Consider the following 17,948-nt stretch of genomic DNA (forward strand, 5'->3'; position numbering starts at 1 on the left):
GGGCGGTCCATCCGCCCCGGCCCCGCGTCATCCCCCAGCAACATCATTCGAAGGAGACAGACATGGCACGTGAGGTCCTGAACATCGGTCAGATCCGCATCCACTCCGGAAGCGCCACCCGCGAAGAGGCGATGAAGGAGGCCGCTGACCTGCTCGAGTCCGCAGGTGCCGTGACCTCCGCGTACTTCGACGCCATGCAGCAGCGCGAGCAGACCGTGTCGACGTACATGGGCAACGAGCTCGCCATCCCCCACGGCACCAACGAGACCAAGGACGCGATCCTCGACTCGGCGCTGTCGTTCGTCCGCTACGACGGCGGTGTCGACTGGGGCGGGGAGCCGGTGTCGTTCGTCGTCGGCATCGCCGGCAAGGGCGACGAGCACCTCGACATCCTGTCTCAGATCGCCCTCCTCTTCTCCGAGGAGGACGACGTCGCTCGCCTGAAGGCCGCGCAGACCCCCGACGAGCTCTACGCCCTGCTCGCTTCGGTGAACCAGTGAGCACCGCGGTCCACTTCGGAGCCGGCAACATCGGCCGCGGCTTCGTCGGCCTCCTCCTGAACGAAGGCGGCTACGAGCTCGTCTTCTCCGACGTCGCCGCTCCCCTTGTCGACGCCATCAACGCTGCCTCCGAGTACACCGTCCACGAGGTCGGCGAGGGCGGTGTCGACCGCACCGTCACCGGTTTCCGCGCACTCAACAGCGCGGAGGACCCGCAGGCCGTCGCGGATGCCGTCGCGAACGCGGACGTCGTCACGACCGCGGTGGGTCCCACCGTTCTGAAGTTCATCGCGCCCCACATCCTCGCCGGCCTCGCTCTGCGCGACCCGGCCGCGGCACCGCTGGCCGTGATGGCCTGCGAGAACGCGATCGGCGCCACCGACCTGCTGCGCGACGAGATCCGCGCCCAGGCCGGTGACGCGTGGGAGACCCTCTCGGGCCGAGCGATCTTCGCCAACACCGCCGTCGACCGCATCGTGCCCGCGCAGCCCGCCGGCGCCGGAGTCGACGTCACGGTCGAGCCGTTCTACGAGTGGGCGATCGAGTCCGGCCCGTTCGGCGGCGAACTGCCGAACATCCCCGGCGCGCACTTCGTCGAGGACCTCGAGCCGTACATCGAGCGCAAGCTCTTCACGGTCAACACCGGTCATGCCACGACCGCGTACTTCGGCGCGCAGGCCGGCACCCCGACCGTGGCCGAAGCCCTCGCCGTGCCGGAGATCGCCGCGAGCGTCTCGGCCGCGCTCGAAGAGACCTCGGCGCTCCTCGTCCACAAGCACGGTCTCGACGCCGGCGAGCTCGCGGACTACCGCGCCACGATCCTGCGGCGCTTCGCCAACCCCGAGCTGCCCGACACCGTCGGACGTGTGGGGCGTCAGCCACTGCGCAAGCTCTCCCGGCACGAGCGCTTCGTCGGCCCGGCCGCGGAAGCAGCCGAGGCCGGCCTGTCGGTCGATGCGCTGGTCGCGGCGATCGGTGCCGCCCTCGCGTTCGACGACCCGGAGGACCCGCAGTCCGTCGAGCTGCAGCAGCGCCTGCGTGCCGAGGACGCGGCATCCTTCACGGCATCCGTTACCGGACTCGAGCCCTCGCACCCGCTGTACCCGCGGGTCGAGCGCGCCGTCTCCGAACGTCAGGCGGCGATCGGCTCCGACGCTCGATGAGCGACGCGGCAGCGGTGCGGGCGACGGGTGACGAGCCCGCTCGCCCGCATCGTCGCTCGCGACGGCGTCGGATCGTCCTCGTCGTCGTTCTGTCGGTCGTCGGGATCGTCGTGGCCGCGGTGATCGGCATGCTGGTCTGGAGCCAGGTCGGAGTCATGGACGCCGAGGCCGGGCCGCTCGACGCCGTCCGCGCCGACGAGCGCATCGTCATGTCGGAGGCAGGCGGCAGTCTCGTGCTCGAACCGGCTGCGGGACCGGCAGAGGTCGGACTCGTCTTCGTGCCGGGTGCGAAGGTGCAGGCCGAGGCATACGCCGCGATCCTGGCCGATGTCGTCGCCGACGAGGACGTCAGCGTGGTGATCACCCGGCCGTGGCTGAACCTCGCCTTCTTCGACCCTCGCTCGCTCTCGTCGTTCACCGACCTCGTCCCCGGTGTGGACGCCTGGCTGGTCGGTGGGCATTCGCTCGGTGGCGTACGGGCCTGTCAGCTGGCCGCGGATGCCGACGGGCTCGTCCTGTTCGCGTCGTACTGCGCGACCGATCTGTCGGCGTCGGGGCTGCCGGTGCTCAGCCTGTCCGGCTCGGAGGACGGCCTGACGACCCCTCAGAAGGTCGACGACAACCGCCACCTCCTCCCCGCGGATACGACCTTCGTCGAGATCGACGGCGCCAGCCACGCATCCTTCGGCGATTACGGCCCGCAGGCCGGCGACGGCACCCCCACCATCTCCGATCCCGACATGCGCGCCGAGGTTACTGCGGCTCTGTCGGACCTCGTGGCCTCTCTCCCCCGCTGACCCGGTGGCCCGGGCGGCATAACTCCTCAGATGTGGGCGCCGAAGACGCCCGAGACTGCAGCGGGTCCTGCGGAGGTTGAAAAACTGAGGAGTTGATGCCGGGGCAGCGGATCCTCCCCCGAGCTGATTCCGGGGCCTGCTGTCCACAGCAGCGCACTACGCCCCCCGCAGGAGGCACGGAGTTCGCATACTGCCGGAGTGCTGCCGACGGATTGGAAGAGCGCGACAGACCTCGGTCTCCGCCGTTCAGAGATCGACCGCGCGCTCGCGGAGGGAACGCTGGTCCGTGTCCGCCGCGGCCGTTACCTTCCCGCCTCGACTCATCACGATCTCCTGGCGGCGGCGCGTCTGGGCTGCCGTCTCGACTGCGTGTCGCTGCTGAAAGCTGTCGGCGTGTTCGTCCTGGATCGACACTCTTTGCATGTGAACGCCCGCGTCGGGTCCAGCAGGCTTCCGGCGGCGCCCGACGGCGTCATCCGGCACTGGCGAATCGATGACGACCCGCCGACTTCGGTTGCCGCCGATCTCGTGTCGGCCCTTGCGCAGGCCTGCCGCTGCCAAGATCCGCGCGCAGCGGTCGCCACTCTCGACAACGCCTGGCACCAGCGCATGATCGACGCGGAGGACATCGAGGATGTCTTTCAGAGATTGCCGCGCCGCTACCGACGCCTCCGTCCACTGCTCGACCCCTCAGCAGAATCTGGTTCCGAGTCGCTCCTCCGCCTCATTCTCCGGTCGATCGGGTGCCGCTTCGAGAGCCAGGTCGTCATCCCCGGGGTAGGCCGCGTCGACTTCCTCGTCGAGGGGTGGCTGATCATCGAATGCGACAGCGAGGCCCACCACTCGGGCTGGGATGCCCAGAAGCGCGACAAGCGACGAGATCTCGCAGCCGCGACCCAGGGGTACATGACCATTCGTCCGCTCGCCGAGGACATCTTCCACCACCGCGACCGGCTGGCGCACCAGCTCCGAGCTGTGGTGTCGAACCGTCCGGCGCGCTAACTCCTCAGATCCAGCTTCAGGGCCTCGGTGGAACGCGCAAACTCCGCGCAATCGGCACAGATCTGAGGAGTTGGGTCCCAGTTCGGGGTCAGGCTCCGAAGCCCTCGGCGATGACCTCGATCAGCTCCTCGCGCTCCTCGACCGAGAGGAAAGCACCGGCGGCGGCGTTCAGCTGGAAGGCCTGGAGGTCGTCGAGGTCGTAGTCGAAGGTCTGCGCCAGAGTCGCGAGTTCTCGCGTGAGCGAGGTGCGGCTCTGCGTGCGGTTGTCGACGTTCACGGTGACCGAGAAGCCCAGCTGGTACAGCAGGTCGAAGGGGTGGTCCTCCCACTGCGTGCCCCATCCGGCGATGGCTCCGGTCTGCAGGTTGGACGAGGGCGACAGCTCGAGCGGGATCTCGCGGTCGCGCACCCACCGGGCGAGGTCGCCGAACTGGACGAGCACCTCTTCGCCCTCACGCGAGACGACGTTGAGGTCCGACGCGATGCGCACGCCGTGACCGAGGCGCAGCGCCCGGCCGTCGATGAGCGCCGATCGGATCGAGTCGAGTCCCGCAGCCTCGCCCGCGTGCACCGTCACCGGGAAGAACTCCGAGGCGAGGTAGTCGAACGCCTCGCGGTGCTGTGCGGGGAGGAAGCCGTCCTCGGGTCCCGCGATGTCGAAGCCGACGACTCCGCGACCGCGGTTGTCGACCGCCAGACGCGCGATCTCGAGCGAGCGGTCGGCCTGACGCATCGCCGAGAGGATCTGACCGACGCGGATGTCGTGACCCTTCGCCTCGGCGGCATCCTCGCCCTCCTCGATGCCCTCCTGCACGGCGTCGACGGCCTCCTGGAGCGACAGTCCGCCGCGCAGGTGCTGTTCGGGCGCCCACCGCACCTCGCCGTAGACCACGCCGTCGGCGGCGAGGTCGGTGACGAACTCGCGCGCGATGCGGCGCAGTCCCTCGCCGGTCTGCATGACCCCGAGCGTGACCTCGAAGGTCTTGATGTAGTCGACGAGCGAACCCGAGTCGCTCTGCTCCTCGAACCAGTCGGCGAGGTCGTCGGCGTCGGTCTCGGGAACGTCGAGCCCGAGTTCGTCCGCCAGTTCGACGATGGTCGCGGGGCGGACACCGCCGTCGAGGTGGTCGTGCAGCGACACCTTCGGCAGCGACCGGACGGAAACGCCCTGCAGTTTGACGTCGGCGTGCTGTTCGATCGGCATGACGGGCTCCTCCGGAAGAAACGGGCGGGTGGACGGACGGGGTGTGCCGGCGGGCTCAGGCTGTGATGCGCTCGAGGACGAGCGGCCCCGCAGGCGGGGCGTCGTCGTCGATCTCCCACGCGCCGTGCAGCGCGTCGAGAGCGCGGTCGAACCGCGCACCATCATCGGCCAGCAGGGTGAAAAGCGGCTGACCGGCTGCCACCTCGTCGCCCGGCTTGACGTGCAGGTCGATGCCCGCGGCGTGGATGACGGGGTCCTGGGCACGCGCACGGCCGGCACCGAGACGCCAGGCGGCGATGCCGAAGGGCAGCGCCTCAAGGCGAGAGACGACGCCGGCCGTCGGCGCGGTGATCGTGTGCGTCTCGCGGGGCGTCGGGAGTGCGGCATCCGGGTCGCCGCCCTGTGCCTGGATCATGCGGCGCCAGACGTCCATGGCCCGGCCGTCGGCGAGGGCGGCCTCCACGTCGGCGTCGGGCTGACCCGCGAGCGCGAGCATCTCGCGCGCGAGCGCGACGGTCAGTTCGACGACGTCGGCGGGGCCGCCGCCGGCGAGCACCTCCACCGATTCGCGGACCTCGTTCGCGTTTCCGATCGCGAGACCGAGCGGGGCGTTCATGTCGGTGAGGAGCGCGGTCGTCGCGACCCCCGAGTCTGCGCCGAGCGCGACCATCGTGCGGGCGAGCTCGCGAGCCTTGTCGACGTCCTTCATGAAGGCGCCGGAGCCGAACTTCACATCGAGCACGAGCGACTCGGTGCCCTCGGCGATCTTCTTCGACATGATGCTCGAGGCGATCAGCGGGATCGCCTCGACCGTGCCGGTGACGTCGCGGAGCGCGTACAGCCGCTTGTCGGCGGGCGCGAGGCCCGATCCCGCGGCGCAGATCACGGCGCCGACGTCGCGAAGCTGCGCGAACATCTCGTCGTTCGACAGCGCGGCACGCCAGCCGGGGATGGACTCGAGCTTGTCGAGCGTGCCGCCGGTATGGCCGAGGCCGCGTCCCGACAGCTGCGGCACGGCGACGCCGAACGCGGCGACGAGCGGCGCGAGCGGCAGAGTGATCTTGTCGCCGACACCGCCGGTGGAGTGCTTGTCGACCGTGCGCTTGCCGAGACCGGCGAAGCTCATGCGCTCGCCCGAAGCGATCATCGCGTCGGTCATGACGCGGATCTCGTCGCGCTGCATCCCATTGAGCAGCACCGCCATCGCGAAAGCCGCCATCTGCGAGTCGGCGACGTACTCGCGCGTGTACGCGTCGATCATCCAGCGGAGCGCGTCCTCAGGGACGGCACCCCCGTCACGCTTGGTGCGGATGACGTCGACGGCGTCGAACGCCTCGACAGCGGATGCGGTGGACTCGGCGCTCATCGGGCGGCCTCCTCGAGGTCGCGGGGCCCGAACGCATCGGGCAGCACCTCGTCGATCGTGCGGATGCCCGAGACGGTCTCGAGCAGCATTCCGGGCAGGGCGAACTCGTTCAGCAGCTGGCGGCACCGACCGCACGGCATGATCGTCTGCCCGTCGTTGTTGACGCACACGAAGGCGACGAGCTGTCCGCCGCCCGACATGTGCAGGTCGCCGACGAGGGCGCACTCGGCGCACAGCCCGACGCCGTACGACGCGTTCTCGACGTTGCATCCCGAGACGATGCGTCCGTCGCTGACGAGCGCTGCCGCGCCCACCCGGTAGCGCGAGTACGGCGCGTAGGCGCGCGTCATGGCTTCCGTCGCGACGGCGCGCAGCTCGTCCCAATCGATGTCTGTCACAGCGGTGTCACCCCTTGATGTACGGCTTGCCGGCGGCGGCCGGCCCACGGATGTGCCCCGCGAACCCGGCGACCGCGAGGATCGTCACGAGGTAGGGCAGCATGAGCATGAACTCGCTGGGGATCGGCGTCCGCAGCACCGTCAGAAGGTTCTGCAGGTTCGTCGCGAACCCGAACAGCAGCGCCGCGAGGGTGGCGCGGATCGGGTCCCAGCGTCCGAAGATCACGGCGGCGAGGGCGATGAAGCCCAGGCCCGCGGTCATCTCCTTGGTGAAGGTCGGCACCGACACCAGCGTGAAGTACGCACCACCGGCGCCGGCGATCGCACCGGCGAGGCTGACGTTCCAGAACCGGGTCGGGTTCACCTTGATGCCGACGGTGTCCGCCGCCTGCGGGTGCTCGCCGACGGCGCGCAGACGCAGACCCCAGCGGGTGCGGTACAGACCCCACGCGACGAGACCGACCGTGACGTACATCAGGTAGACGATGAACGTCTGGTTGAACAGCACGGGTCCGATGACGGGGATGTCGCTGAGCAGCGGGATCGGCAGGCGCTGGAAGGTCGTCGCGCGGTTGAGCGTCGCCTCGTTCGGCGCGAGGAGCGCTCCGAAGAGGAAGCCGGTGAGGCCGGTCACCAGCACGTTCAGCACGACGCCGACGATGACCTGATCGACGAGGTAACGGATCGAGAAGACCGCGAGGACGAGGCTCACCAGGACGCCGCCGACCATGGCGGCGATCAGTCCGATGAACGGGTTGCCGGTGATGCTGCCGACGAGCACCGCGCCGAAGGCGCCGAGCAGGAACTGGCCCTCGATGGCGACGTTCACGACACCGACCCGTTCACCGATGACGCCGCCGAGGGCGCCGAAGATGAGCGGGACAGACAGCGACACCGCACCGAACAGCAGACCGATGACGGGCACGAGCCCCTCGGCCGCGGCCCAGACGAGGAAGGCGAACACCCCCACGAAACCGGCCACCGCGATCAGCCAGGTGCGAGGGCGGCGATAGGCGAGGGCGTCCCACGCCGCGACGCCCGTGATGACGGCCATCAGGGCGAGCAGCGCCCAGCTGGTCGGCCCCGTCGGGAGGGCGACGTCCGGGATCGGGATCGTCGACCCGCCGTCGGCGAGACGGAACGTGCTCGTGCCGCCGCGCGGGACCAGGGCGAACAGCAGTGCCAGCAGCACGGTGGCGACGCCGAGGGCGATGGCCGGCTTGAGGTGGCGGACCTTCACCGCGGCGGGGGCCGCGGCGGCGGAGGTCAGATCGGTCGTTGCCATCAGGCACCCGCCTTCACAGCGGCGCGGCGCGACGAGTTCTTCGTGCGGCCCGACGCGCGCTTCTCAGCTTCGGTCTTGGGAAGGAAGAAGATCGTCCGGACGAGCGGCGGGGCTGCGATGAACAGGACGATGAGCGCCTGCACCACGAGCACGATCTCGACGGGGATGCCCTCGGAGCCCTGCATCGTGAAGCTGCCCGCCTTGAGCGCGCCGAGCAGGATGCCGGCGGCGAAGACGCCCCACGGACGCGAACGCCCGAGCAGGGCGACCGTGATCGCGTCGAATCCGATGCCCGCGTCGATCGAGCCGGTGAAGCCGGTGGTGACCTGGCCCTGCACCTGGTTCATGGCCGCGAGGCCCGCGAGCCCGCCGGCGAAGAGCATCGCGTAGATGTACATGCGCTCGACCGAGATGCCCGCGGCGCGTGCCGCGTGCGGGTTCTCGCCCACGGCGCGCAGGCGCAGCCCGAGGCTGGAGCGCTCGATGACCCACCACACGACGATCGTCGCGATGATGACGACGATGAAGCCCCAGTCCAGCAGCGGATACTGCGGGCCGAGCAGCTCGGGGAACTGCGCGGAGTCCGGGGTACGCAGCGAGATCGACTGCGTCGTGCCGGTCTGCTGCAGCAGCGAGGGGGTGCGCACCATCCAGCTGACGAGGTAGTAGGCGATGTAGTTGAGCATGATCGTGAGGATCACCTCGTGCGCGCCGGTGCGCGCCTTCAGCAGTCCCACGAGCCCGCCCCACAGGGCCCCGCCCACGATGCCGGCGATCAGGGTCAGCGGCAGGTGGATGAACATCGGCAGGTCGAGGTTGAACGTCACGAGGGCCGCGAACGCAGCGCCGATGAGGATCTGGCCGCGGCCGCCGATGTTGAACAGACCGGCTCGGAAGGCCAGCGCGACACCGAGACCCGCCGCGATCAGCGGCGCTGCGAAGCCGAGCGTGTTCGTGAGCGGACGGATCTGCGTCGCGAAGCCGTCGACGCGCGTGTTGAACACGGCGCCGCGGAACAGGGCGTCGTATCCGCCCGACACCGACTGCCAGATCGCGACCAGCGTGTCGCCCGGGCGGGCGAAGAAGTAGCCGGATGCCGCGGCCACGCGCTCGTCCGTGACGGCCATCATGATGCCGCCGACGATGAGCGCGAGCATGATGGCGAGCACGGTGATGACGCCGCTGCTGCGCATCACCTCGCTGATGATGCGGTTCGTCGTCGGCGGCGGGGCCACCTCGGGCTTGCCGGTCAGGGGTCCGCCGACGGGGGGCAGTTGCGAGTCCGCGGGCTCGACGGGGAGGTCGGGGCCGGGACCGGGGGTGGGGGTGGTCATGCTGCTGACTCCTCGGGGACCTCGCCGGCCATCATCAGGCCGAGCACGTCGCGCGGCGTCGTCGCCGGGACGACGCCGACGATGCGACCGCGGTACATCACCGCGATGCGGTCGGCCAGGGCGACCACCTCGTCGAGCTCGGTCGAGACGACGAGGACGGCGACGCCGGAGTCACGGGCCTCGATGATGCGCTTGTGGATGAATTCGATGCTGCCCACGTCGACGCCGCGCGTGGGCTGCGCCGCGACGAGCAGACGCAGCGGGCGGGCCATCTCGCGTGCGATGACGACCTTCTGCTGGTTGCCGCCCGACAGGGTGCCGACCGCCGTGTCGGGGCCCTGCGTGCGGATGTCGTACTCGGCGATGCGCTCACGCGCGAACGCCTCGAGGGCGCGGCGGTCGATCGTGCCCGCACGAGTGAAGGCGCGGTCGTCGGAGCGGTCGAGGATGAGGTTCTCCTGCACGGAGAACGCCCCGACGAGACCGTCCTCCTTGCGATCCTCGGGCACGAAGCCGACACCGCGGTCGAGGATCGCGCGCACGCTGCGCCCGCCCAGCTCGTCGCCGTCGAGGCGGATCGAGCCGTGGTCGATCGGCAGCAGCCCGAGGATCGCTTCGACGATCTCGGTCTGGCCGTTGCCCTGGACGCCCGCGATCGCGACGACCTCGCCCGACTGCACCTGCAGGTCGACGTCGTCGACGACGACGATCCCCGAGGGCGTGACGACGCGGATGCCGTCGAGCACGAGGCCGCCCTCCCCCACGTTCGGGGCCCCCTTGGCGACGACCATCTCGACGGGGCGGCCGACCATGAGCGCCGCCAGTTCGGCGTTGCTCGCCGTCGGCGATGCCTCGCCGACGACCTTGCCCAGCCGGATGACGGTGATGCGGTCCGCGACCTCGCGGACCTCGCGCAGCTTGTGGGTGATGAAGACGATCGAGGTGCCCTCGTCGCGCAGCTGGCGCATGATCGCCATGAGCTCGTCGGTCTCCTGCGGCGTGAGCACCGCGGTGGGCTCGTCGAAGACGAGCACCTTGGCCTCGCGCGAGAGCGCCTTGATGATCTCGACGCGCTGCTGCACGCCGACGGGCAGATCTCCGACGACGGCGTCGGGGTCGATCTGAAAGCCGAAGCGGTCGGCCACGGCACGCACGTGTGCGCGGGCCGCGGCGAGGTCGAGGACGCCGAGGCCCTTGGTGTTCTCGTGACCGAGCATGACGTTCTCGGCGACGGTGAAGACCGGGACGAGCATGAAGTGCTGGTGCACCATGCCGATGCCCGCGCTCATGGCGTCGCCGGGTCCGCGGAAGTCCTGGACGACGTCGTCGAGGAGGATGTGGCCCTCATCGGCCTGATAGAGGCCGTAGAGGACGTTCATGAGCGTCGACTTGCCGGCGCCGTTCTCCCCGAGGAGAGCGTGGATCTCGCCCGGCCTGACGACGAGGTCGATGTGGTCGTTGGCGACCAGGGTGCCGAAGCGCTTGGTGATGCCCCGGAGTTCGAGCTTCATGTCGGCCAATCTATGCGACGGATGGTGGGTGGACAGCGGTCGGGGCCGGGGAACTTCCGTCCCCCGGCCCCGACGACTCATGAGCTCACGGAGAGTTCGGCGAGTCCACGGTGATGTCACCGGCGACGATCGCCTCCTGCAGGGCGGTCAGCTCGTCGGCGAGACCGGCCGGCAGACGCGACTCGAAGTCGTGGAAGCTCGACAGCTTGACACCCTCGTTCTTCAGCGTGCCGACGTACGGGTCGGTCGTGAAGTCGCCGCCCTGCGCCGCGACGGTGGCGTCGTAGACGGAGACGTCGATCGCCTTCTGGATCGACACGAGCGTCAGGTCGGCGACCGTGTCGTCCGAGACGGCGAGGTCGCTGTCGACGCCGAGCATGACGACGTCGCGGTTGCCCTCGCGGATGGCCTGCGCGGCGCTCTGGTAGATCGGGCCGCCGACGGGCAGGATCACGTCGACACCCTGGTCGAGGATGCCCTGAGCGACCTGCTTCGCGGTGTCGTTGGCGGTGAAGCCACCGGTGAAGTTGCCGTCCTGAGCGGTGATGTCCCAGCCGACGACGCCGACGTTCGCGCCCTTGTCCTCGTTGTACTTCTCGACACCGAGCTGGAAGCCGTCCATGAAGACGGTGACCGAGTTGAACTTGTCGCCACCGAAGGTGCCGACCTTGTTCACGCCGGCCTCAGCCGACCACGAGGCCGCCGCGTAGCCACCGAGGTAGGCGGCCTCCGCGGTGTTGAACACCAGCGGCTTGATGTTGGGGGCGTCGGTCTTGCCGTCGAAATCGGTGTCGGCGTAGTCGTCGATGATGGCGTAGTCGATGTCGGGGTTCGCGGTGGCCGACGCGACGGTGGCCGGGGCGAGCTTGTAGCCGACGGCGACGATCAGGTCGCAGCCCTCCGAGACGAGCGTCTCGAGGTTCGGCGCGTAGTCGTTCTCGGTGGTGGACTCGACCTCGATCGATTCGACGCCGAGCTCCTTCGCCGCGCGGTCCATGCCCTCCTTCGCCGACTGGTTGAACGAACGGTCGTTCCAGCCGCCCTCGTCGGAGACCAGGCAGGGGGTGAAGTCCGAGCCCGCCTCGGGTGCGGCGGATCCGCCAGCCTCATCGGGTGCGGCTCCGCAACCGGCGAGGGCGACGAGAAGGCCCGCGGCAGCTGTGATGCCGACGAGCTTCTGGGGGGTCGAGAGTGTCAATGCAGCCTCCACATTGAAGGCGCCGCGGACTTCGCGGCGGCTGGAAAGAAGTTACCTACTGTTTCGTCCGGGTTGCACCCCGGACGCACCCCGCCCCGCGAATGGTTACAAAGACGCAATGTGCGCGTCACAGAACGTCGCCGCGTCCCGTCAGCTTGAGGGCGTCGACCACGTGCTTGACGCGCTGCGCGTTCTCGCTCGTGGTCACCAGAAGCGCGTCGGGAGTGTCGACGACGACGATGTCCTTCACGCCGATCAGGCTGATGACCCGCGAGGTGTGGCTGACCACGATGCCGCTGGCCGCGTCCGAGAGGATGCGGGCGTTCTCGCCGAGGATGGCCAGGTCGTTCTTGCGTCCGTTGGAGTTGAGCTTCGCGAGGCTCGCGAAGTCGCCGACGTCGTCCCAGTCGAAGTGCCCCGGCACGACGGCGAGCTTGCCCTTCTCGGCGGCGGGCTCGGCGACGACGTAGTCGATCGCGATCTTCTTCAGCTGCGGCCAGATGCGGTCGACGGCGGGACCGCGCCGGTCGCGATCGTCCCAGGCCTCGGCGAGCTCGAGCAGGCCCGCGTGCAGTTCGGGGCTGTTCGCCTCGATCTCGGCCAGGAGGACATCGGCCCGCGAGATGAACATGCCCGCATTCCAGAGGTACGACCGGTCGGAGACATAGGCTCGCGCCGTCTCGAGGTCGGGCTTCTCGACGAAACGCTCGACGAGAGAGGCGTCGCGAGCGCCCTCGACGATCAGTTCGCCGCCGCGCTTGATGTAGCCGAAGCCGACAGCGGGCTCGGAGGGGGTGATGCCGATCGTGCAGATGTAGCCCTCGCGCGCGACCTCGACCGCGTCTCGGACCGCGAACTCGAAGACCCGGCTGCCGCGGATCACGTGATCGGCCGCGAACGAGCCGATGATGACGTCGGGATGCCGTCGGTGGAGGATCGCGGCCGCCAGACCGATCGCGGCCGCCGAGTCGCGCGGCTCCGATTCGAGGAACACGTTCTTGTCGGGGATGCCGGGGAGCTGAGACTCGACGGCCGCACGGTGGGCGCGACCGGTGACGACGGCGATGCGGTCGGGCCCTGCGAGCGGCGCAAGCCGGTCCCAGGTGTCGCGCAGCAGCGAGTGGCCCGATCCGGTGAGGTCGTGCAGGAACTTCGGCGCGTCGGCACGCGACAGCGGCCACAGCCTGCTGCCCACGCCTCCTGCAGGGATGACGGCGTAGAAGTCCGGGATCTCGTCGATCATGCTCCGAGCGTACCGGGACGCGGCCGCAGCCCCCGGCGCAAGAACCCGCTTTCTTTAGGGTGCCCTTCGTCGCCCCGCGTCATTTTCCCGGCCTAGAATCGATGTGCGCCCATGTGACGCCGGGGGTCAATCGCCCCACCGGGGCATCGATCGCCCCCACGAACCGTGTTCGATCCAGGGAGGACGACCGTGTCTGCACCAGCACGCGTCACACCGTCGGTAGCCCAGACCACATCCAAGACCCCGCGCGGCACGCTGTACCGCGGCAACGAGGGCATGTGGTCGTGGGTGCTTCACCGCATCACCGGCGTGGCCATCTTCTTCTTCCTCTTGGTCCACGTGCTCGACACCGCGCTGATCCGCGTGTCGCCCGAGGCCTACGACGCCGTTATCGGCACCTACAAGAACCCGATCATGGGTCTCGGCGAGGTCGCCCTCGTCGCCGCGATCGTCTACCACGCCTTCAACGGTCTGCGCATCATCGCCGTCGACCTGTGGCCGTGGGCGACGCGCCACCAGCGTCAGCTGTGGTGGGGTGTCCTCGCGGTCTGGGCCGTCACCATCATCGGTTTCGCGGCGCGTCACGTGCCCATCGTTCTCTCCGAGATTGGAGGGGGTCACTGATGACCGCCGACACCCTTGCCGCTCCCCGCAGCCCGCAGGTCCGCAAGAAGGGCGCCAACCTCGAGAAGTGGGGTTGGGTCTACATGCGCGCCTCCGGCGTGCTGCTGGTCGTCCTGATCTTCGGCCACCTCTTCGTCAACCTCATGCTCGGCGAGGGCATCAAGGGCATCGACTTCGCTTTCGTGGCCGGAAAGTTCGCCAGCCCGTTCTGGCAGTGGTGGGACGTGCTGATGCTCTGGCTCGCCTTGATCCACGGCGCGAACGGCATGCGCACGATCGTGAACGACTACGTCACGGGTGCGACGGCGCGGAAGGTCCTCGTGTGGGCCATCTGGCTCTCGGCAGGTCTGCTGATCCTGCTCGGCACCCTGGTCGTGTTCACCTTCGACCCCTGCCTCGGAGTGACCGCGGACAGCATGCTCTGGGAGACCTGCCAGGGCTGACCCTGCGCTCCGACGACGTGAATCACAGCAACGAAAGGCTCGCCCCGTGAGCACCCAGACCGAAGAGGTCGTCGTCAAGGACGGCATCCACTACCACCAGTTCGACATCGTCATCGTCGGCGCCGGCGGAGCCGGCATGCGGGCGGCGATCGAAGCCGGTCCGGGTGCCCGCACCGCGGTGATCTCGAAGCTGTACCCGACCCGCTCGCACACCGGTGCGGCGCAGGGCGGCATGGCGGCGGCGCTCGCCAACGTCGAAGAGGACTCGTGGGAGTGGCACACCTTCGACACCGTCAAGGGCGGCGACTACCTCGTCGACCAGGACGCGGCGGAGATCCTCGCCAAGGAGGCCATCGACGCGGTCATCGACCTCGAGAACATGGGCCTGCCCTTCAACCGCACCCCCGAGGGCAAGATCGACCAGCGCCGCTTCGGCGGCCACACCGCCGACCACGGCAAGTCGCCGGTGCGCCGCGCCTGCTACGCCGCCGACCGCACGGGCCACATGATCCTGCAGACGCTGTTCCAGAACTGCGTCAAGCTCGGCATCAACTTCTTCAACGAGTACTACGTGCTCGACCTCATCACGGTGACCGCGCCCGACGGCTCGACCCAGACGGCGGGCGTCGTCGCCTACGACCTGGCGACCGGTGACCTGCACGTCTTCCACTCGAAGGCCGTCATCTTCGCCACCGGCGGCTTCGGCAAGATCTACAAGACGACCTCGAACGCCCACACCCTCACGGGCGACGGCGTCGGCATCGTCTGGCGCAAGGGCCTGCCGCTCGAGGACATGGAGTTCTTCCAGTTCCACCCGACCGGCCTCGCCGGTCTCGGCATCCTGCTCACGGAAGGCGCACGCGGCGAGGGCGCGATCCTCCGCAACGCGTCGGGCGAGCGGTTCATGGAGCGCTACGCGCCCACCATCAAGGACCTCGCTCCCCGCGACATCGTCTCGCGATGCATGCAGCAGGAAGTCGCCGAAGGCCGCGGCGCCGGTCCCCACCGCGACTACGTGCTGCTCGACTGCACGCACCTGGGCGCCGAAGTCCTTGAGACCAAGCTCCCCGACATCACGGAGTTCGCCCGCACCTACCTCGGCGTCGACCCCGTCGTCGAGCCGGTGCCCGTCATGCCCACGGCGCACTACGCGATGGGCGGCATCCCCACGAACGTCGAGGCCGAGGTGCTCGCCGACAACACCACCGTCGTGCCGGGCCTCTACGCCGCCGGCGAGTGCGCGTGCGTCTCGGTGCACGGCTCGAACCGCCTCGGCACCAACTCGCTGCTCGACATCAACGTCTTCGGCAAGCGCGCCGGCCGCAACGCCGTCGAGTACGTCAAGACCGCCGACTTCGTGCCGCTGCCCGCGGACCCCGCCAAGGACGTGCGCGAACTCATCGAAGGCGTGCGCAACAACCCCGGCACCGAGCGCATCGCGGTCCTGCGCAAGACGCTCCAGGACGAGATGGACAAGGGCGCCCAGGTGTTCCGCACCGAGGAGTCGCTCCTGCACGTCATGGACGTTATCGCCGACCTGCGCGAGCGGTTCAAGAACATCCACGTCGACGACAAGGGCAAGCGGTTCAACACCGATCTGCTCGAGGCGGTCGAGCTGGGCTTCCTGCTCGACATCGCCGAGGTCGTCGTGGTCGCCGCTCGCAACCGCAAGGAGAGTCGCGGCGGACACATGCGCGATGACTTCCCGACGCGTGACGACGAGAACTACATGAAGCACACGATGGCCTATCTGTCGGGCGACCCCCACTCGTCGCACGCCGAGGACCACATCCGGCTCGACTGGAAGCCCGTCGTGTTCACCAAGAACGAGAACGGCGAACTGCGGTACCCGCCGCTGGAGAGGAAGTACTGATGACGATCGTCGAAACCGATGCCGCGGCCCCTGCCGAGGCGGCGAACGACACCGGCATCCAGTCGTTCCTGGTCACCTTCATCATCCGGCGCTTCGACCCCGAGGTCGACAGCGAGCCGAGGTGGGTCGACTACGACGTCGAGCTCTATTCGACCGACCGGGTCCTCGACGCCCTGCACAAGATCAAGTGGGATGTCGACGGGTCGCTGACCTTCCGCCGCTCGTGCGCGCACGGCATCTGCGGGTCCGACGCGATGCGCATCAACGGGCGCAACCGCCTGGCCTGCAAGACGCTGATCAAGGACCTCGACATCTCGCAGCCGATCTACGTCGAGGCGATCAAGGGCCTGCCGCTGGAGAAGGACCTCGTCGTCGACATGGAGCCGTTCTTCGCCTCCTACCGCGACGTGCAGCCCTTCCTCATCGCCAACTCGAAGCCCGAGGCCGGCAAGGAGCGCATCCAGTCGATCGCCGACCGCGAGATCTTCGACGACACCACCAAGTGCATCCTCTGCGCCGCGTGCACCTCGTCGTGCCCCGTGTTCTGGACCGACGGCCAGTACTTCGGCCCCGCCGCGATCGTCAACGCGCACCGCTTCATCTTCGACTCGCGCGACGACGCGGGCGACGTGCGCCTCGACATCCTCAACGACAAGGAAGGCGTGTGGCGCTGCCGCACGACCTTCAACTGCACCGAGGCCTGCCCGCGCGGCATCGAGGTCACCAAGGCGATCGCCGAGGTCAAGCAGGCGGTTCTCCGCGGGCGTTGAGCCGGCCGGGCTCGCGCCCGATCAGCTCGCGCCGCCGCTGCCGATAGATTCGACGACGTGGATCCCGACCCTTCCGCGACAGATGCGCTGCGCGAACGGTGGGATGCGTCTCGGCTGCGCGAGCGGCTCGACCAGCCCATCGAGCGTGCGACGACGATCACGCGTCGCACGCTCGGCTGGTTCCCGATCCGGGTATGGCGCCACTTTCTGCGGCACAACGGCTTCCTCCTCGCCGCGAGCATCAGTTACCAGTCGCTCTTCGCCCTCTTCGCCACCATCTACACGGCGTTCGCCGTCGTCGGGCTGTGGCTCGGGGGATCGCGCATGGCGATCGACGCCCTCATCGACGTCGTCAACAGCTACATCCCGGGGCTGATCTCCGGCAGCGGTCCGGTCTCCCCCACCGACGTCGCCGACATCGCCCGCAACAGCGGCAGCGTCCTGGCGGTGACGGGTGCCGTCGCCCTCGCGGTCGCGATCTGGACGGCCATCGGGTTCGTGACGTTCACGCGCCGCGCGGTGCGGGATATCTTCGGCCTCCCCTTCGACACGCGCAACTACCTGCTCCTGAAGCTGCGCGACTTCGGCGCCGCCCTGCTTTTCGGCCTCGCGCTCGTGCTCGGCGCCGCACTGGGTCTGGTGGCGGGCGGCGTCGTTCGGCAGGTGTTCGACCTCTTCGAGATCCCGTACGAGTCGACCACGATCGACGTGCTCAGCCGACTCGCGTCTGTGCTGGTCGCGATCGTGATCAACGCGGCCGCCCTCACCGCGCTCATCCGGTTCCTGACCGGGACCGCGCTGCCCTGGCGCAAGATCATCCCCGGATCGATCTTCGGCGGCGTCGCGCTGAGCGTGCTGCAGCTCGGCGCCGGCTTCCTCGCCGTCTACTCCCCCACCAACCCGCTCCTCGCGACGTTCTCGGTGCTCATCGGATTCCTCCTCTGGCTGCGCCTCGCGGGCATCGTCATCCTCGTCGCGGCGTCGTGGGTGGCCGTGTCGGCGGCGGATGACGGCATCCCGCTCGAGGTGAGGACCGAGGAAGAGAGGCGCGAGGACGAGCGGCGCGCCCTGCGTGTGGTCGCCGAGGCACAGCTGCGCGACGCCGAGCACGCCCTCGCCGAAGCCGGGTGGTGGCGGCGAGTTCCCGCCCGCCGGGATGTGAAGCGGGCGCGCGAGCTGCTGCGACGTCTCGACGCGGAGCAGCGCGCCGCGCGGTGAGCCCTGTCGGAGGCCGCGG

General features: G+C 69.1%; 17 protein-coding genes. 9 read left to right on the top strand and 8 right to left on the bottom strand.

What is annotated here, in order from left to right; all coding sequences use genetic code 11:
- Positions 1 to 62 precede the first annotated feature (62 nt).
- The 4 genes from P6897_RS12620 to P6897_RS12635 all read left to right on the top strand — a co-directional run bounded on the left by P6897_RS12620 (position 63) and on the right by P6897_RS12635 (position 3,462).
- Complete coding sequence (locus tag P6897_RS12620) at positions 63 to 500, top strand: PTS sugar transporter subunit IIA (protein ID WP_023955519.1); 438 nt, start codon at positions 63 to 65, stop codon at positions 498 to 500.
- The gene (locus P6897_RS12625) at positions 497 to 1,663 is read left to right on the top strand and encodes a mannitol-1-phosphate 5-dehydrogenase (protein WP_282501396.1); all 1,167 of its coding nucleotides are present in this window, start codon (positions 497 to 499) and stop codon (positions 1,661 to 1,663) included. Before P6897_RS12620 ends, P6897_RS12625 begins: the two co-directional genes overlap by 4 nt.
- Positions 1,660 to 2,460 carry an alpha/beta hydrolase gene (locus P6897_RS12630; protein WP_274178915.1) on the top strand — a complete coding sequence of 267 codons (801 nt, stop codon included), beginning with the start codon at positions 1,660 to 1,662 and terminating at the stop codon, positions 2,458 to 2,460. The genes P6897_RS12625 and P6897_RS12630 overlap by 4 nt, the downstream gene beginning before the upstream one ends.
- Positions 2,461 to 2,658: 198 nt before the next feature.
- Positions 2,659 to 3,462 (top strand): DUF559 domain-containing protein, encoded by an 804-nt coding sequence (locus tag P6897_RS12635; RefSeq protein ID WP_274178916.1) that lies wholly within the window; start codon positions 2,659 to 2,661, stop codon positions 3,460 to 3,462.
- 88 nt (positions 3,463 to 3,550) lie between these two features.
- On the opposite strand, the gene P6897_RS12640 is transcribed toward P6897_RS12635, so the two are convergent.
- The 8 genes from P6897_RS12640 to P6897_RS12675 form a co-directional block, all read right to left on the bottom strand.
- Complete coding sequence (locus P6897_RS12640) at positions 3,551 to 4,666, bottom strand: adenosine deaminase (protein ID WP_274178917.1); 1,116 nt, start codon at positions 4,664 to 4,666, stop codon at positions 3,551 to 3,553.
- Positions 4,667 to 4,721: 55 nt separating this feature from the next.
- Positions 4,722 to 6,032: a thymidine phosphorylase gene (locus P6897_RS12645; protein WP_114588570.1), complete on the bottom strand. Its 1,311-nt coding sequence runs from the start codon at positions 6,030 to 6,032 to the stop codon at positions 4,722 to 4,724.
- Positions 6,029 to 6,430 carry a cytidine deaminase gene (locus P6897_RS12650; protein ID WP_023955526.1) on the bottom strand — a complete coding sequence of 134 codons (402 nt, stop codon included), beginning with the start codon at positions 6,428 to 6,430 and terminating at the stop codon, positions 6,029 to 6,031. Before P6897_RS12650 ends, P6897_RS12645 begins: the two co-directional genes overlap by 4 nt.
- Positions 6,431 to 6,437: 7 nt before the next feature.
- Entirely contained in the window at positions 6,438 to 7,715 is a 1,278-nt protein-coding gene (locus P6897_RS12655) for an ABC transporter permease (RefSeq protein ID WP_282501397.1), read from the bottom strand.
- The gene (locus P6897_RS12660) at positions 7,715 to 9,049 is read right to left on the bottom strand and encodes an ABC transporter permease (RefSeq protein WP_282501398.1); all 1,335 of its coding nucleotides are present in this window, start codon (positions 9,047 to 9,049) and stop codon (positions 7,715 to 7,717) included. Before P6897_RS12660 ends, P6897_RS12655 begins: the two co-directional genes overlap by 1 nt.
- Positions 9,046 to 10,560, bottom strand: a complete 1,515-nt coding sequence (locus P6897_RS12665) for an ABC transporter ATP-binding protein (RefSeq protein WP_112617412.1) — start codon at positions 10,558 to 10,560, stop codon at positions 9,046 to 9,048. The genes P6897_RS12660 and P6897_RS12665 overlap by 4 nt, the downstream gene beginning before the upstream one ends.
- Before the next feature lie 85 nt (positions 10,561 to 10,645).
- The gene (locus P6897_RS12670) at positions 10,646 to 11,758 is read right to left on the bottom strand and encodes a BMP family ABC transporter substrate-binding protein (protein WP_114588573.1); all 1,113 of its coding nucleotides are present in this window, start codon (positions 11,756 to 11,758) and stop codon (positions 10,646 to 10,648) included.
- A 127-nt stretch (positions 11,759 to 11,885) separates the two neighbouring features.
- A complete protein-coding gene (locus P6897_RS12675; RefSeq protein ID WP_282501399.1) occupies positions 11,886 to 13,001 on the bottom strand; it encodes a mannose-1-phosphate guanylyltransferase in 1,116 nt (371 codons plus the stop codon).
- A 189-nt stretch (positions 13,002 to 13,190) separates the two neighbouring features.
- Here P6897_RS12675 and sdhC point away from each other — a divergent pair, with 189 nt between their 5' ends.
- Genes sdhC through P6897_RS12700 form a run of 5 tightly spaced genes read left to right on the top strand, consistent with a single transcriptional unit; the run spans position 13,191 to position 17,929 of the window.
- Positions 13,191 to 13,625, top strand: a complete 435-nt coding sequence (gene sdhC, locus P6897_RS12680; protein ID WP_023955538.1) for a succinate dehydrogenase, cytochrome b556 subunit — start codon at positions 13,191 to 13,193, stop codon at positions 13,623 to 13,625.
- Entirely contained in the window at positions 13,625 to 14,068 is a 444-nt protein-coding gene (locus P6897_RS12685) for a succinate dehydrogenase hydrophobic membrane anchor subunit (protein WP_023955540.1), read from the top strand. The genes sdhC and P6897_RS12685 overlap by 1 nt, the downstream gene beginning before the upstream one ends.
- Before the next feature lie 46 nt (positions 14,069 to 14,114).
- Positions 14,115 to 15,941, top strand: a complete 1,827-nt coding sequence (sdhA, locus tag P6897_RS12690) for a succinate dehydrogenase flavoprotein subunit (RefSeq protein WP_112617416.1) — start codon at positions 14,115 to 14,117, stop codon at positions 15,939 to 15,941.
- On the top strand, positions 15,941 to 16,711 hold the full coding sequence (locus tag P6897_RS12695; RefSeq protein WP_094260201.1) for a succinate dehydrogenase iron-sulfur subunit: 771 nt from the start codon (positions 15,941 to 15,943) through the stop codon (positions 16,709 to 16,711). The genes sdhA and P6897_RS12695 overlap by 1 nt, the downstream gene beginning before the upstream one ends.
- Before the next feature lie 57 nt (positions 16,712 to 16,768).
- Positions 16,769 to 17,929: a YihY/virulence factor BrkB family protein gene (locus P6897_RS12700; protein ID WP_274178921.1), complete on the top strand. Its 1,161-nt coding sequence runs from the start codon at positions 16,769 to 16,771 to the stop codon at positions 17,927 to 17,929.
- Positions 17,930 to 17,948 lie beyond the last annotated feature (19 nt).

The sequence above is a fragment of the Microbacterium sp. BDGP8 genome (assembly GCF_029991045.1).
GTDB classification, from domain to species: Bacteria; Actinomycetota; Actinomycetes; order Actinomycetales; family Microbacteriaceae; genus Microbacterium; species Microbacterium plantarum.

Excerpts from the sequence above, each read along its gene's own strand:
- P6897_RS12620 (WP_023955519.1), top strand. The coding sequence starts at position 63 with ATGGCACGTGAGGTCCTGAACATCGGTCAGATCCGCATCCACTCCGGA.
- P6897_RS12630 (WP_274178915.1), top strand. The coding sequence starts at position 1,660 with ATGAGCGACGCGGCAGCGGTGCGGGCGACGGGTGACGAGCCCGCTCGC.
- P6897_RS12640 (WP_274178917.1), bottom strand. The coding sequence starts at position 4,666 with ATGCCGATCGAACAGCACGCCGACGTCAAACTGCAGGGCGTTTCCGTC.
- P6897_RS12645 (WP_114588570.1), bottom strand. The coding sequence starts at position 6,032 with ATGAGCGCCGAGTCCACCGCATCCGCTGTCGAGGCGTTCGACGCCGTC.
- P6897_RS12655 (WP_282501397.1), bottom strand. The coding sequence starts at position 7,715 with ATGGCAACGACCGATCTGACCTCCGCCGCCGCGGCCCCCGCCGCGGTG.
- P6897_RS12660 (WP_282501398.1), bottom strand. The coding sequence starts at position 9,049 with ATGACCACCCCCACCCCCGGTCCCGGCCCCGACCTCCCCGTCGAGCCC.
- P6897_RS12665 (WP_112617412.1), bottom strand. The coding sequence starts at position 10,560 with ATGAAGCTCGAACTCCGGGGCATCACCAAGCGCTTCGGCACCCTGGTC.
- P6897_RS12675 (WP_282501399.1), bottom strand. The coding sequence starts at position 13,001 with ATGATCGACGAGATCCCGGACTTCTACGCCGTCATCCCTGCAGGAGGC.
- P6897_RS12685 (WP_023955540.1), top strand. The coding sequence starts at position 13,625 with ATGACCGCCGACACCCTTGCCGCTCCCCGCAGCCCGCAGGTCCGCAAG.
- P6897_RS12695 (WP_094260201.1), top strand. The coding sequence starts at position 15,941 with ATGACGATCGTCGAAACCGATGCCGCGGCCCCTGCCGAGGCGGCGAAC.